At 65.6% G+C, this 13,267-nt stretch carries 17 protein-coding genes; 7 read left to right on the plus strand and 10 right to left on the minus strand.

Annotated features, from left to right (window positions below; all coding sequences use genetic code 11):
• Positions 1-8: 8 nt before the first annotated feature.
• Genes HCR76_RS11820 through HCR76_RS11845 form a run of 6 tightly spaced genes read right to left on the minus strand, consistent with a single transcriptional unit; the run spans position 9 to position 4,101 of the window.
• On the minus strand, positions 9-419 hold the full coding sequence (locus HCR76_RS11820) for a VOC family protein (protein WP_166990592.1): 411 nt from the start codon (positions 417-419) through the stop codon (positions 9-11).
• A gap of 10 nt (positions 420-429) precedes the next feature.
• Positions 430-873 (minus strand): helix-turn-helix transcriptional regulator, encoded by a 444-nt coding sequence (locus HCR76_RS11825; protein ID WP_166990595.1) that lies wholly within the window; start codon positions 871-873, stop codon positions 430-432.
• 53 nt (positions 874-926) lie between these two features.
• Positions 927-2,111 (minus strand): sulfate/molybdate ABC transporter ATP-binding protein, encoded by a 1,185-nt coding sequence (locus tag HCR76_RS11830; RefSeq protein WP_166990598.1) that lies wholly within the window; start codon positions 2,109-2,111, stop codon positions 927-929.
• Complete coding sequence (gene modB / locus HCR76_RS11835; RefSeq protein WP_166990602.1) at positions 2,108-2,896, minus strand: molybdate ABC transporter permease subunit; 789 nt, start codon at positions 2,894-2,896, stop codon at positions 2,108-2,110. Before modB ends, HCR76_RS11830 begins: the two co-directional genes overlap by 4 nt.
• Positions 2,893-3,681, minus strand: a complete 789-nt coding sequence (modA, locus tag HCR76_RS11840; protein WP_166990605.1) for a molybdate ABC transporter substrate-binding protein — start codon at positions 3,679-3,681, stop codon at positions 2,893-2,895. The genes modB and modA overlap by 4 nt, the downstream gene beginning before the upstream one ends.
• An 18-nt stretch (positions 3,682-3,699) precedes the next feature.
• Positions 3,700-4,101, minus strand: a complete 402-nt coding sequence (locus tag HCR76_RS11845) for a TOBE domain-containing protein (protein ID WP_166990609.1) — start codon at positions 4,099-4,101, stop codon at positions 3,700-3,702.
• Positions 4,102-4,258: 157 nt separating this feature from the next.
• On the opposite strand from HCR76_RS11845, the gene HCR76_RS11850 reads away from it, so the two are divergent.
• From HCR76_RS11850 to HCR76_RS11875, 6 genes are read left to right on the plus strand one after another with little or no spacing between them, the layout of a single operon-like run.
• Positions 4,259-5,389 carry a ThiF family adenylyltransferase gene (locus tag HCR76_RS11850; protein ID WP_166990612.1) on the plus strand — a complete coding sequence of 377 codons (1,131 nt, stop codon included), beginning with the start codon at positions 4,259-4,261 and terminating at the stop codon, positions 5,387-5,389.
• Positions 5,386-6,675: a molybdopterin molybdotransferase MoeA gene (locus HCR76_RS11855; protein ID WP_166990615.1), complete on the plus strand. Its 1,290-nt coding sequence runs from the start codon at positions 5,386-5,388 to the stop codon at positions 6,673-6,675. Before HCR76_RS11850 ends, HCR76_RS11855 begins: the two co-directional genes overlap by 4 nt.
• Positions 6,675-7,166 (plus strand): cyclic pyranopterin monophosphate synthase MoaC, encoded by a 492-nt coding sequence (gene moaC, locus HCR76_RS11860; protein ID WP_166990618.1) that lies wholly within the window; start codon positions 6,675-6,677, stop codon positions 7,164-7,166. The genes HCR76_RS11855 and moaC overlap by 1 nt, the downstream gene beginning before the upstream one ends.
• Positions 7,159-7,905 (plus strand): molybdenum cofactor guanylyltransferase, encoded by a 747-nt coding sequence (gene mobA / locus HCR76_RS11865; protein WP_166990620.1) that lies wholly within the window; start codon positions 7,159-7,161, stop codon positions 7,903-7,905. Before moaC ends, mobA begins: the two co-directional genes overlap by 8 nt.
• Positions 7,898-8,140 (plus strand): DUF6457 domain-containing protein, encoded by a 243-nt coding sequence (locus HCR76_RS11870; RefSeq protein ID WP_166990623.1) that lies wholly within the window; start codon positions 7,898-7,900, stop codon positions 8,138-8,140. The genes mobA and HCR76_RS11870 overlap by 8 nt, the downstream gene beginning before the upstream one ends.
• Positions 8,137-8,376 carry a MoaD/ThiS family protein gene (locus HCR76_RS11875; protein WP_166990626.1) on the plus strand — a complete coding sequence of 80 codons (240 nt, stop codon included), beginning with the start codon at positions 8,137-8,139 and terminating at the stop codon, positions 8,374-8,376. The genes HCR76_RS11870 and HCR76_RS11875 overlap by 4 nt, the downstream gene beginning before the upstream one ends.
• A 34-nt stretch (positions 8,377-8,410) precedes the next feature.
• Here HCR76_RS11875 and HCR76_RS11880 read toward each other — a convergent pair whose 3' ends face one another.
• The 4 genes from HCR76_RS11880 to HCR76_RS11895 all read right to left on the minus strand — a co-directional run bounded on the left by HCR76_RS11880 (position 8,411) and on the right by HCR76_RS11895 (position 11,541).
• Positions 8,411-9,424 carry an isopenicillin N synthase family dioxygenase gene (locus HCR76_RS11880; protein WP_166990629.1) on the minus strand — a complete coding sequence of 338 codons (1,014 nt, stop codon included), beginning with the start codon at positions 9,422-9,424 and terminating at the stop codon, positions 8,411-8,413.
• A gap of 121 nt (positions 9,425-9,545) precedes the next feature.
• Positions 9,546-10,547, minus strand: coding sequence for a squalene cyclase (locus tag HCR76_RS11885; protein WP_166990631.1), 1,002 nt, complete (start codon positions 10,545-10,547; stop codon positions 9,546-9,548).
• Between the two features lie 80 nt (positions 10,548-10,627).
• The gene (locus HCR76_RS11890) at positions 10,628-11,053 is read right to left on the minus strand and encodes a molybdenum cofactor biosynthesis protein MoaE (protein WP_166990634.1); all 426 of its coding nucleotides are present in this window, start codon (positions 11,051-11,053) and stop codon (positions 10,628-10,630) included.
• Positions 11,053-11,541 (minus strand): MogA/MoaB family molybdenum cofactor biosynthesis protein, encoded by a 489-nt coding sequence (locus tag HCR76_RS11895; RefSeq protein ID WP_166990638.1) that lies wholly within the window; start codon positions 11,539-11,541, stop codon positions 11,053-11,055. The genes HCR76_RS11890 and HCR76_RS11895 overlap by 1 nt, the downstream gene beginning before the upstream one ends.
• A 354-nt stretch (positions 11,542-11,895) precedes the next feature.
• Between HCR76_RS11895 and HCR76_RS11900 the strand changes: the two genes are divergently transcribed.
• Positions 11,896-13,224 (plus strand): MFS transporter, encoded by a 1,329-nt coding sequence (locus HCR76_RS11900; RefSeq protein ID WP_244971385.1) that lies wholly within the window; start codon positions 11,896-11,898, stop codon positions 13,222-13,224.
• The last annotated feature ends 43 nt before the right edge of the window (positions 13,225-13,267 follow it).

A 13,267-nucleotide genomic window follows, 5' to 3' on the forward strand; every position in this document is an offset into this window, starting at 1 on the left:
ACGAGTGGTCAGCGCGCCTGCTTAATGCGAATGAGGTTGCCTGCCGGGTCGCGGAACGCGCAGTCGCGCTCCCCATACGGCTGGTCCGTGGGCTCCTGCACAATCTCGGTGTCGGTGGCCTGCACGCGTTCGAACAACCCGTCGAGATCATCTGAAGCCAGCAGAAGCCACCCGTAGGTTCCCTTCGCCATCATCTCCGAGATGACACGGCGCTCATCGTCGGTGAGGCCGGGATCGATGGCGGGAGGAGCAAGCAGCAGAGTCACGTCGGGCTGACCCGCGGGGCCGACCGATACCCAGCGCATAGCGCCCGTGCCCACATCGTTGCGCACCTCGAAGTGAAGAACGTCTCGATAGAACGCCAGCGATTCGTCGGGGTCGGTGTGCGGCAGAACTGTGGTGTCAATGGTGATTGTCATGAGTGTCAGCCTAGAGCGGCGCTTGCCCCGGTACTTCTCGATTTCTGATCGGTCGTGAAATCTGCTTCACAATGCAGGCGGGCACTCCCTCGTGTCGGTCGATGTCGGACTTGTAGCGTTTGGGCGACATGCCAACCAGTTCGGTGAAGCGCGTGCTGAATGTGCCGAGCGAGGAGAATCCCACCTGAAAGCAGGCGTCAGTGACACTCACGTCGCCGCGACGCAGAAGCGCCATGGCGCGCTCTATGCGGCGGGTCATGAGGTATGAGTACGGTGCCTCGCCGTAGGCCAGCTTGAACTGGCGGCTCAGGTGACCGGCCGAGATGTTGACGCCGCGGGCAAGAGCCTCAACGTCGAGGGGCTGCGCAAACTCACGGTCAATGCGGTCGCGCACACGGCGAAGGAGCGCAAGATCTCTCGCACGCTGCTGTGCATCACTCGGTGCGCTGGCCACGTGAAAATCATGTCAGCACGTCGCCGAGATGTCTACGGCACCGTGATCCTCGGTCACGCGGGGAGAACACGTAACTGAGTCGGATCGGGTGAGAACCAGAGCACGTCGCCCGGTGACGGCAGGCGCCCGCCCGCAAATGTTCTGGCATCAGCGAACGGCAGCTCGGCCACGAGGCCCGACGCGTCTTCGAGGCGCACGACCCCGCCACGCGTCGACACCGCGGTCAACGTCGCCTTCCATGCACCGTGCCCCGAAGACGCGGTGCCCGCGAGCACTGCGGTGCTCGACACAGCAACACTCGAGGGCGCGACGATGCCGATTGCTGCCTGCCCGTCGGCGAGCGGCTCAACTGCGGTGCCCTTCAGCATCCGTTCACCCAACCAGATTGCACCCGATCGCCAGATTCCCCGCACCACGGCATAGCCGGCGAGCGCGGCGGTGAATGGATGCCTCGGTTCCACGGCGAGCCGATCGGGGGCACCCCTGTCGACAGCCGCGCCCGCCGAAATCACGACGCAATCGTCGGCAAGCTGCCAGGCATCGGCGAGGTCGTGGGTGACGAGGATGCTCGTTGTCTTCGTGCGTGCCAGCTCGTCGACGAGCATTCGCCTCACGCTCGGCGCGCTCTCGGCATCGAGCGCTGCGAACGGCTCGTCGAGCAGCAGCACCTGCGGCTCCGCGGCGAACGCACGGGCGATAGCCACGCGTTGCTGCTGTCCTCCCGAGAGCTGGTGCGGTTTCGACGCGGCGCGGTGTGCGAGGCCGATGCGCTCCAGCCAGTCGTGTGAAATGGCCAGGGCCCGGCGCCGGTTGATGCCCTGCGAGCGCGGCCCGAAGGCGACGTTGTGCACGATGTCGAGGTGGGGAAAGAGCCGCGGCTTCTGGTCGAGCAGTCCGATCTGCCGATGCTGCGGTAGCACGCGCACGGCCGCGTGGCCCTCAAGCTCGCGGTCGCCCAACCGCACGTGGCCGTCGTCGAGCGCGAGAAGTCCCGCGATGGCGTGCAGCAGCGTCGACTTGCCCGCTCCGTTGTGACCCAACACGGCGAGGCAGCGCCCCGCAGCGACCGTGAGCTCGACGTCGACAGTAAAGTCGGCGCGATGCACGACAACGTGCGCGTCAAGCTGCGGAGCGGGCGTGCACAAATTCGGAGAATCGGCGTGATTTGGAGCATCCGAGCCGTCATTGTCGGCGTGTCGCTCAGGATCTCCGAACCTGTGCACGGCGGGGCTGGTCATCGCACGGCATCCTCTCGCCACGAGCGCATGCCGCCCACGATGACGACGGCGCAGACCAGCAGCAGAAGCGACAGCGCGACGGCAGAGTCCTGTGAAACGCCGACGCCATTGAACGCCGTGTAGATCGCTAGCGGCATGGTGCGCGTCACTCCTTCGGAGTTGCCCGCAAACAACGCTGTTGCCCCGAACTCGCCGATGGCACGGGCGAAGCAGAGAACGGTGCCGCCCACGAGACCCGGCATGATGAGCGGCAGCGTCACGCGGCTCAGCACCCGCCAGCGGCCGGCCCCGAGCGTCGACGCGATCTGCTCGTGCGAGGTTCCCGAGGTGCGGATGGCACCCTCAAGCGTGATGACGAGAAAGGGCATCGACACAAACGTCTGGGCGACGACAACGGCAGCTGTCGTATAAGGAAGGCTCCATCCTGTCGCCTCAAAGATCGGCTGGCCGATGAGACCCGAGCGGCCAAGCAGTGAGATGAGCGCAAGTCCGCCGACCAATGGCGGAAGCACAAGCGGAATCAGCACGATGGTGCGCAGGACAGCGGCGGTGCGGATGCTGGAGCGGGCGATGACCACCGCGAGCGGCGCCCCGACGATGAGGCAGATCGCCGTGGCGATCGCGCCCGTCGACACCGAGAGCCACAGTGCTGTGAGAGCCTCTGTAGAGAACAGGTCGCCCGGCAGTGTCTGCCAGCGCACACGTGAGATCAGGCCGACGATCGGAAGTATCAGCAGAGCAAGTGCGGCGATCGCCGGAATGTAGAGCCCGCGCGGAATGGTCACGGCGATCCGAAGCCGTACGTGGCGAGAATCTTCTGCCCCGCGTCAGAGAGCACATAGTCGACGAACGACTGGGCAGCATCCGGCGACGGCGCGTTGTTCGACACCGCGATCGGATACCGGTTGACGGCAGCATCCGCGTTCGAGGGGGTGATGCCCTCAAGTTCGTCGCCCGCAGCGGCGACATCCGTGGCGTAGACAAGCCCGGCGTCCGCTTCGCCGTTCTTCACCCGCGTGACGACGCTGGTGACGTTCGTCTCTTCACTCACGGGCGTCACGCTGACACCCGCATCGTCGAGAAGCGTTTGCGAAGCGGCGCCGCACGGCACCTCGGGGGCGCACAACACAACAGAGAGGTCGCCGCTTGCGAGATCGTCAAGGTCGTCGATGCCTTGCGGGTTGCCGGGGGCGACGGCGATCTGCAGCGTGTTCGTCGCGAAGATCGTGCTCTGATCTGCCGCGTCGGCATTGGCGACGGGCTCGAAGCTGGGCTCGTTGGCGAACGCGATCACGTCGACGTCGGCGCCGTCGACGATCTGCGTGGCGAGAGCCTGGGAGCCGTCATAGACGATCGGGTCGACGGGGTATTCGGGATGCTCCGCCTCGAAACGCTCAGCGAGTTCGTCGAAAGAGCCCTGAAGCGACGCCGCGGCGAAAATGATCAGGGGAGAGGATGCCGTCGCGCTGTCTTCTTGAGGCGACGCCGTGTTCGAGCATCCGGTGAAAACGAGCGCGGTAGCAGCGACGGCAGCGAGTGACGCTGTGATGCGTCGCGACGGAGGTTTCATTGACGAGCCTTCTCCTGTTCAGTTCTCACGGGCGGTCTCGACGATCACGGTCGTCGACTTCACAACAGCGGTAGCGAGCGAGCCGACCTCGAGTTCGAGATCGCGCACCGCTTCGCTCGACATGAGCGAGACGACGCGGTGGGGGCCGCACTGCAGCTCCACCTGCGCCATCACCGTGTCGGAGATCACATTGGTGACGATTCCCACAAATCGGTTGCGCGCGCTCGAGGCCCGGTGCACCGGATCGTCGGGCCCGTGGGCGGAGTCGCGCAGATGCGTAGCGAGGTCTGCACCCTCTACAACGATGCGACCTGCGGTGTCGCGCCCCGATGCCAGCTGCCCCGAATCGATCCACCGACGTAACGTGTCGTCGCTCACTCCGAGAAGCGGCGCAGCCTCACTGATGCGAAATGCGGTCATATGTGCAGAATAACACCGCATCTGCGGAGTTAATTGAGGACCAACGGCGAAGATATGGAATTGTGATTTCATAGTGTGAAATGAACTCGACGCTGCGCTGATGGTATTCACGGTCTCATCACGAGCTTTCCCCTGTCGTTCGCGCTAGCGTTGATGCATGGCTCTTCCCCCTCTCGTCGCGCCCGCAGACCGGCTTCCCGCCGGAGAACGCGAACGTGCTGCCCGGCAGCTGCGCCTGCCCGAACTGGGCGAACCGGGGCAACGTCGCCTCTTCGCTGCACGTGTCGGCGTTCTGGGCGCGGGAGGCCTCGGCTCCCCCGTGCTGCTCTACCTCGCCTCTGCGGGCGTAGGCACCATCGGAATCGTCGACGATGACGTCGTTGATGCCAGCAACCTGCAGCGACAGGTGATCTTCTCGTCGGCAGATGTCGGTAAGCCGAAGTCGGGCGTCGCGGCCGACCGAGTCCGGTCGCTTTCTCCGCACACGCGGGTGATCGAGCATCGCGAGCATCTCACCGCCGACAATGCGGCGTCGATCTTCGCCGACTACGACCTCATCATCGACGGCAGCGACACATTTGACACGCGATACGCCGTCGCCGACGCGTGCGCCGCTCTCGGCATCCCCCTCGTGTGGGGTTCCGTGCTGCGCTTCGACGCGCAGGCCACCGTGTTCTGGTCGCGGCCGCCGACGGGGCCGGCCGTTACGCTGCGCGATGTGTTCCCCGTCGCGCCGGCGCCCGGCGAGGTTCCGTCGTGCGCAGAAGCGGGAGTGCTCGGTGCGCTCTGCGGCCAGCTAGGCGGCATTCTCGTCACCGAGGCAGTGAAGCTCATCTGTGGAATCGGAGACGCTCTGCTCGGACGCATGCTCGTGCTGGATGCGCTTGGGCAGCGCCAGCGCGAAGTGCCTGTGGTTCCGGATGCGTCAGGGCAGAGCGCTGCACCGGCATTGCCGAGCCCGGCGACGCCGCGCAGACCGCCGCACGTTGCGCTCGACGACCTCAACGATGTCGCCGACGCGACGTTGCTCGACGTTCGCGAGCCGTACGAGTTTGCCCGTGGCAGCATCCCCGGGGCCATCTCCGTTCCCCTGTCGCAGGTGCTCGGCGATGCCGCATCCGTTGAGATCCACGACACTGTCGTGGTGTTCTGCGAGGTGGGCCCGCGCGCACGCTCTGCAGCTCGAGCGCTTGCGGCAGCATACCCCGACGCCGACATTCGGCTGCTCGACGGCGGTTACGCCGCGTGGTCCGAACGCGCAGAGCGTTCTGAGAGGAGTCACGCATGAGCGGGCACGAGCACGGACAGCGCGAGCATCCGCACGAGCACGGCCAACACCAGCACGACGCGTGCGCCACCGGCCCACAGCTGACGAGCATCGACGAGCACCGAGAGCGCATCCTCGCTGAAGCGCGGGTGCTGCCGACTCATTCCGTTGTGCTGCGCGACGCCCTCGGGCTCGTGCTGGCGGAAGACGTGCAGAACCGCTGGCCCGTGCCGCTGTTCGACAACTCGGCGATGGATGGCTACGCCGTGCACAGAGACGATGCTGTCGCTGGGGCGCGGTTGCGCATTGTCGCCGATGTTGCCGCCGGCTCGGCCGAAGACCCGTCGTTCGGCGTCGGCGAGGCGGTGCGCATCATGACCGGGGCGCCCGTTCCGAGCGCCGCCGATGCGATCGTGCCGCTTGAGAACACCGACATCGGAACGTCAATCTCCGAGACGCCGCCCGAGTTCATCACCATCACCGAGCAGCCGCACGCCTCCGCGCACATTCGTCGAAAGGCAAGCGACGCCGAAGCCGGAAGCATCGCCGTGAGCGCCGGCGCTGAACTCGGGGCGTGGCAGCTCTCATCGATCGCCGCCGCGGGGTACGCCACCATCTCGGTGCATCGCCGCCCGCGAGTCGCCGTGATCTCCACCGGCTCAGAGCTGATCGACCCCGCCGCAACTCCCGCGCGCGGCCAGATTCCCGAGTCCAACTCCATTCTGCTGTCGGCTGCGCTGCGTGCGTCGGGGGTCGAGGTGACGTCGTCGACGACTGTGCCCGACGACAACGACGCACTGCGGGCCGCCGTGGACGAGGCGCGCGCCGTGAGCGATGCGATCGTGCTGACGGGCGGCGCCAGCGTCGGCGCATTCGACGTTGTGAAGGCTGTGCTTGATGGCACAGCATCCATTCGCTTTGATCGCGTAGCCATGCAACCAGGCAAACCGCAGGGGTTCGGAGTGCTCGACAACACCCTCGTGTTCTGTCTTCCGGGCAACCCGGTGAGCGTCGCCGCGTCGTTCGAGATGTTCGTGCGCCCCGCCCTGCGTGCGATGGCCGGGCACGCCGACATCGACCGCCCACGCGTCACGCGGGCGGCCGCCATCGGCTGGCGCACCCCCGCCGGTCGCGCTCAGATTCTGCCGGTGATCTTCAACGACCAGATCGTGCAGCCCGCCTCACATGGCGGCAGCGGCTCACACCTGGTCAGTTCGCTGGCAGATGCCGAGGGGCTTGCAATCGTTGCCGCCGATATCGACCACGTCGACGAAGGAGATGCTGTGACTGTGATGGTGCTCTCGTGATGGGCGCGCAGAACGCCGACCAGCCGTTCACCCACCTCGACGAAAGCGGCCAGGCGCGCATGGTCGACGTGACCGAGAAGACGCCCACGGTACGCAGCGCCACCGCCCGCGGCTTCGTGCGCTGCGCCCCGCATGTCATCGCTGCCCTGCGCGACGGCACAACGCCCAAGGGCGACGTGCTCGCTGTCGCACGCATCGCCGGCATTCAGGCGGCGAAGCGCACCCCAGAGCTGCTGCCCCTCGCCCACGTGATCGGCGTGCACGGTGCCGCCGTCGAGCTCGAGGTGCGCGACGAAGGCGTCGCCATTGAGGCGACGGTGCGCACCGCAGACCGCACAGGCGTCGAAATGGAAGCGTTCACTGCCGTGAGCGTCGCCGCCCTCACCGTCGTCGACATGGTGAAGGGCCTCGACAAGGCAACGTCGATCGAGAGCATCGAGCTGCATCGCAAAACGGGGGGCAAGAGCGGGGACTGGGCGCGCGGTGCCTGAGAACACTGCGCACGACACGGCGACACCGGATGCCGCGGCGCAGCCACACGCGGCGATCGTTCTTGCGGGCGGCCGCGCCTCACGACTCGACGGCGCAGACAAAGCGAGCATCCAAATCGACGGCCGGATGCTTCTTGACCACGCCCTCGCCGCTGTCGTGGGGTGCGCCCCTGTCATTGTCGTCGGCCCGCCGCACCTCGCGACGACACCCGGCCGCACGGCGATGACGCTGGTGCGCGAAGATCCGCCGTTCACGGGACCCGTCGCCGCCATCGACGCAGCACTCAAGGCGCTCGAGGTTGACACCGTGCTCGCACGAGGAAACTGTGCCGGCACGAGGGCGAAATTCGAGAATCGTCCTTGTGCCAGCACATTCCCCTCGTCCCGGCACCCTCGTCGGGCCCCGAACCAGCCCGACGAGACGTGGCTGCTCGCGTGCGATCTGCCGCGCGCTGCCGAGGTCGTCGCCACGCTGAGCGCGGCAATCCCGCCGGACTTCGACGCCGCGGTACTCGTCGACGCCGCGGGCAGGCGGCAGTGGCTCGCGGGCCGCTACCGCACGGCATCGCTGCGTTCAGCTGTGGGCGCGCTGCCGGACACGGCGGGAGCATCCATGAGGCAGTTACTCGCCAACATCCGCGTGCACGATGTGCCCGACGAGTCCGGTGCCAGCACTGACCTTGATACCTGGACGGCGATCGACGACTATCGAAGCAAGAGAGAGGACACCCATGGCTGACACACCTGCTGAGCTCGACGAGTGGATTGTCGAGCTCGCCACGGCGCTCGGCATCGATGCGAGCACGGTGCCGACGTCGCGACTTCTCGACCTCACGCGCGACGTCGCGCACGGAGTCACCCGCCCGGCCGGGCCCGTATCGACGTATCTTGTCGGCATGGCTGTCGCACGCGGAGCCGCCCTCGACGATGCCGTGCGCACGACACTTGAGCTCGTGGAACGGAGAGCGTCATGATTCGCGTTCGCTATTTCGCCGGGGCCGCGGATGCCGCGGGCCGCGACGAGCTGCAGCTTGACGCGGCATCCACTGTTGGTGCGCTCAAGCAGCACCTGGCCGAGTCGCACGGCGCAGAGTTCGCCGGCGTTCTCGGGCGGTGCTCACTCATGGTCAACGGGTCGCGCCTCGGCGACGATGCACAAATTCCGGATGCCGCCACGGTCGACGTTCTGCCGCCGTTCGCCGGCGGATAGCGCTCCGCCCGGGGGTCACCGCCAAGCGCCGCGGCTACGCCCGGGCGAGCAGATCGCCGTGGTGCACGTCGGCGACGTTCGGGTGCGCCCGCAGTCGGTAGCGCAGCGCGTTGTCTCCGTAGGTCTCGAGAATCGGGCTGTTCGTCGGGTCGACCGACAGGCCGCGCGCTTTCGCTGCGAGCTCTGGGCTGAGCTCAAGCTGGGGCATTCGCGTGTCGAGATGCGGGTTGAAGAAGAACGGCAGAGAAATACGATCGGTGCCCTTCAGCGGTGAGATCACGCGGTGCAGAGTTGCCTTGAGGTATCCGCCCGTGGCGAGCTCAAGCATCTCACCGATGTTCACGACAAACGCTCCGGGCACGCTGGGAGCGTCAATCCATTCCCCCTCGTGCTCGACCTGAAGTCCGTCTTTTCCTTCCTCAACGAGCAGCAGCGTCAGCACGCCACCGTCGCGGTGGTGGCCGACGCCCTGCTTGGGCTCGGGATCTGATTCGCCCGGGTAGCGCACGATCTTCAGCACAGAGAACGGATCGTCGGCGAACGCCTCATCGAAGGCGTTCTCAGGGGCTCCGAGTGAGACGGCCCATGTCCGCAACAACCGTAGCGCTACCTCATTGAGGCGGTCCGTCCATTCGGTCACCGTCTTCTGCAGTTCGGGAAGCTCGGACGGCCATTGGTTCGGCCCCTCGAGGCGCCAGTAGTCGGCGATGCCGTCGCCGGCAGGCACCACGTCGCGCTCGGGCCCCACATCGATCTGCTCGCGCCAGTCAACTTCGCCCGCCGTGAGTTCGCCGCCCATACGCGTGTAGCCGCGGAACTGCGGGCTGTTCACGTTCTCGATCGCGAGTTTCTGCTCGGCGGGCAGATCGAAGAAGCGCCGTGACACCGTGACGACGTCGTCGATGAGCTCTTGCGGAACGCCATGCCCCACCAGGTAGAAGAAGCCGACGTCGTGCGTTACCTCACGGAGTTCGTGGCGGAACGCAGCGGCCTCATCGGCACCGGCGTCGAGGCGGGACATGTCGAGAATGGGAAGCGAAGTGATCATGTGTAAATACTTGCACCGACAAGCACTTGCTGTCACGGATGTTACGCGTCACAAATGAAATATGACGCGGATGCTGCGAGCTGTGTCGTTCTCCGGACGGCTGGCCGTTCCGTTCACGACGTCACGTTTCGTGATCCCACCAGTCGAGCACACGCGTTCCAAACAGCGTCAGCCAGGGTGATGGCTGCCCCGGAGCGACGTCGATATCGAACCAGACGCGCCCAGGCATCCGACCATCCTGCAGCCATGTCCCGTTCGGCTGCCGTTCTCCCCTGACCACGTCGACAGCCTCAGCGAGGCGAGGGTCAGGCGGCGTCTCCTCGTGACGGCACGCATCGCGAAAATGATCGAGCGCGGCCAAGGCGCTGTACCGATACCGATCCGGATAGATGAACTGATCAATGAACTCGCCGACCCGCTCCCCCGTTGACTCTCGATACATCAGCTGCCGCGACAGCAGGTACTCCTCCCCGCCGTGACGCGCGTCCCGCAGGCTCGCGTCACCGGTGATCTTCTCGTACGCCAGCATCCCTCTGACCGCATTCAACGTTGAGTGAAACGACGATCTCGTCGAATTCCCCTCCTCCGCTTCGCAGTTCCACCCGCCATCGGCGAGTCGATGCGCCGGAAACCACGCCGCAAGCTGCGACACATCGGCGCCGAGCCACGCACCGGTCGCTAACGTGAACGCGTTGATGCACACATCAACCTCGCCGCCCCAGTACGGCAGGTTCTCGTATTCCCAGCGGCTGTTTGCCGCCAGCTTCTCGGCTGTTCCCTCGAGCACCTCGGCATCAAGACCCCACTCGCGCAGGTCCTTGAGGGTCCACGTCGTCGCCGTCCACGGCTGACCCGGCTCGTCGGCTTCGGGGCTGCCGAAGTAGCCTGCCGGAAAGTATGCGCCTCCCGCCCACTGCCCATCAGCATCCTGCTCCGCGAGCAGCCGCGCGCCGAATCCCTCAGTCGCCACGCGCGAGCGCGTCGCCTGCCACGTCTCACCGGGGGCCCGGGTGATGTCGCGCTCGACCTGCCATCGCAGAGCGGGGTCGGTATCGAGCAACCAGTCACGAACCGCTGCGCTTGGTGTCGAATCATCATTGCGAGACGTCGTTGTGTCGTTCATGCGCCACACGGTACACCGACCGTCCGACGGCGAAAACCCCCACACCGGATTCTGCGCGGCAGCCAGCCGCGAGCGCCCCGTTACGCCAGGCGGCCGAGACCCACCCAGCCGTAGCTGCCGTCTGCTTCAATCTGCTTCTTCCACACCGGAAGCTCCGCCTTGACAGACTCCACGAGAGCGCGGCAGACGTCGAAGGCCTCAGCCCTGTGAACGCTTGACACGGCACACACGATCGCCGCATCACCAATCGCGAGGCTGCCGATGCGGTGACTCACGGCAATGCGCAGCCCCTCAGCATCCGCCGACGCCGCCAGCTCGGCGAGCACGGCGTCGGCATCGGGGTGCGCACTGTACTCCAGCCGGGCGACACGGCCCACTGCATCCGGGTCATTGTCACGCACGGTTCCGACAAACAATGCCGTCGCACCCTGCGAGTCGTGCGCGACAGCATCCATGTGCCCTGTGACATCAAGCGGAGTCTCAGAAACACGGGTCAACACGATCATCAGTGGTCGCCTCCGTCCAGCTGACTCAGCACGTGGTCGGCGACCGAGAGTATTACCGGGATGCCGTCGCGCACCGCCCCGGTCGAGCCCGCCACATTCACGACGAGCGCTGTGCCGAGCACCCCGGCCACACCGCGAGAGAGAATCGCCCCAGCCACGTTCTCGGCGCCCACGCGCCGAATCTGCTCGGCGATGCCCGGCAGTTCGAGCCGCAGCAGAGGAGCCGTCGCCTGCGGTGTGACGTCACGAGGTGCAACGCCCGTGCCGCCCGTGGTGACGACGAGCCGACATCCGGCGTCGATGGCTGAGCGGATGCTCCCCGTAATCGCGTCGATGTCATCGGGAACGACCCGAACATCTGTCGTCCATCCGGCCTCCTCAAGCAACGCTTCGGCGGCTGGCCCCGACCTGTCTTCGCGCTGCCCGGTGCTGGCGCGATCCGACACAGTGATGACTCGGGCGACCCTTCTCGATGAGGCGTGTTCCATACCGCAAGTGTAGGCAACGCTCAGCCTCGCTGCGCGGTGCGCACCCGGTCTCGCTGAATCGTGCGCACCTGTGGACAACGTGCATCCGCGCACCTCTGCACAATGTCCGCAGCATGCACAATGTCGATGATCACGACGCGTATCGGCCACTCGAATGAACGTCTGTGTAAGCACCGTGGTTACGCGCGCGGGCATCCCGATTGCCGGCAAAACTCAAAGCATCCGGGGGTTCTATCCCGACCGCTAGCTCAGAGAACTTAGGCTGTCCTAACCACGTCGGCCCTCGATAGGCTCCATTTTTAGAAGCACAGACACTGATTTCGACTGCAGCGCCACGCGGTTGAAGGAGGAAACGTGGACTCGACGACGGGCATGAACGACGATGCCCTCCGTTTGAAGCCCGACCTGTCGAATTGGGATCCAGAACAGCCAGAGACCTGGGACAGCAGACTCGCCTGGCGCACACTCTGGATCACCACGTACACGATGATCCTGGCGTTCGCCACCTGGTATCTCGTCAGCGCCATTGCACCGCGCCTCAACGACATCGGCTATTCACTCAGCGACCAAGAACTCTACTGGCTCGTGGCCCTCCCCGGGCTCGCGGGCGGCCTTATTCGCCTGATCTTCATGTTTCTTCCGCCGCTTCTCGGCACCCGCACACTTGTCGCGCTCTCGGCGCTGCTGCTTCTCGTTCCGCTGCTCGGCTGGACGTTCGTGGTGCGCGACCCCACGATTCCGTTCTGGTTTCTGATGCTCCTGTCGTTCAGCGCAGGCGTCGGCGGAGGCAGCTTCAGCGGCCTCATGGCGTCAACGAGCTACTTCTTTCCTAAGCGGCTGTCAGGTACGGCTCTCGGTTTGCAGGCCGGCATTGGCAACTTCGGAATCGGCATTGTGCAGTTTCTCGTTCCGTGGGTCGTCGGCTTCGGCCTCCTTGGAACCGCCGCTCTGACCCCGCAGTCGCAGACGGACGGCACCCTCGTCTGGCTGCACAACGGCGGTCTCGTGATGGTGCCGTGGGTGTTGCTCGCCGCGATCGCCGGCATCGTGTTCTTGCGCCGAGTTCCCGTGAAGGCCAACTTTCGGCAGCAGATGAACATCTTCGGCCTCAAGCACACCTGGATTATGTCGGCGCTGTACCTCATGTCGTTCGGCGCGTTCTCGGGACTCGCGGCGCAGACCGGCCTCATCATCGCACACGTCTATGGCGGCTTCGACAATGCTCCCAACCCGCTCGCGTGGGCGTGGATCGGCCCGCTGCTCGGTGCCGGAATCCGTGCAGCGTGCGGTCCGCTCTGCGACAGATGGGGCGGAGCGAAGTTCACGTTCATCGGCGGCGCCGGCATGACAGCGGGCACGATCGTCACCCTGTTTTTTCTCACGCCGTCGAGTGTCGACGAGTTCTGGGGCTTTCTCACCGGAATGCTGCTGATCTTCTTCTTCTCGGGCTTCGCCAACGCGGGTACGTTCAAGCAGATGCCCATGATCTTCACGAAGGTGCAGGCGGGCGGAACAATCGGCTGGACAGCATCCATCGGCTCGTTCGGCCCGTTTCTCGTCGGCATGGCCCTCTCTGTGATGAGCCCGATGGTCTTCTTCATCATCTGCGCGGTCTGGTGCGGCTTCTGCACATGGCTCGCCTGGTGGTACTACGCCCGGCCCAGGGCGGAGAAGCCGAGTTGATGCACGCCGACAACCGCACCGGATGCTGGAGCACGACGAACGA

The organism is Paramicrobacterium chengjingii (assembly GCF_011751765.2).
In the GTDB taxonomy this organism is placed as follows: Bacteria; Actinomycetota; Actinomycetes; order Actinomycetales; family Microbacteriaceae; genus Paramicrobacterium; species Paramicrobacterium chengjingii.

What these genes read in the sequence shown, in the direction of transcription:
- HCR76_RS11820 (WP_166990592.1), bottom strand. Translation starts at nt 419, where the DNA reads ATGACAATCACCATTGACACCACAGTTCTGCCGCACACCGACCCCGAC.
- HCR76_RS11830 (WP_166990598.1), bottom strand. Translation starts at nt 2,111, where the DNA reads ATGACCAGCCCCGCCGTGCACAGGTTCGGAGATCCTGAGCGACACGCC.
- modA (WP_166990605.1), bottom strand. Translation starts at nt 3,681, where the DNA reads ATGAAACCTCCGTCGCGACGCATCACAGCGTCACTCGCTGCCGTCGCT.
- HCR76_RS11845 (WP_166990609.1), bottom strand. Translation starts at nt 4,101, where the DNA reads ATGACCGCATTTCGCATCAGTGAGGCTGCGCCGCTTCTCGGAGTGAGC.
- HCR76_RS11850 (WP_166990612.1), top strand. Translation starts at nt 4,259, where the DNA reads ATGGCTCTTCCCCCTCTCGTCGCGCCCGCAGACCGGCTTCCCGCCGGA.
- HCR76_RS11855 (WP_166990615.1), top strand. Translation starts at nt 5,386, where the DNA reads ATGAGCGGGCACGAGCACGGACAGCGCGAGCATCCGCACGAGCACGGC.
- moaC (WP_166990618.1), top strand. Translation starts at nt 6,675, where the DNA reads ATGGGCGCGCAGAACGCCGACCAGCCGTTCACCCACCTCGACGAAAGC.
- HCR76_RS11870 (WP_166990623.1), top strand. Translation starts at nt 7,898, where the DNA reads ATGGCTGACACACCTGCTGAGCTCGACGAGTGGATTGTCGAGCTCGCC.
- HCR76_RS11875 (WP_166990626.1), top strand. Translation starts at nt 8,137, where the DNA reads ATGATTCGCGTTCGCTATTTCGCCGGGGCCGCGGATGCCGCGGGCCGC.
- HCR76_RS11880 (WP_166990629.1), bottom strand. Translation starts at nt 9,424, where the DNA reads ATGATCACTTCGCTTCCCATTCTCGACATGTCCCGCCTCGACGCCGGT.
- HCR76_RS11885 (WP_166990631.1), bottom strand. Translation starts at nt 10,547, where the DNA reads ATGAACGACACAACGACGTCTCGCAATGATGATTCGACACCAAGCGCA.
- HCR76_RS11890 (WP_166990634.1), bottom strand. Translation starts at nt 11,053, where the DNA reads ATGATCGTGTTGACCCGTGTTTCTGAGACTCCGCTTGATGTCACAGGG.
- HCR76_RS11895 (WP_166990638.1), bottom strand. Translation starts at nt 11,541, where the DNA reads ATGGAACACGCCTCATCGAGAAGGGTCGCCCGAGTCATCACTGTGTCG.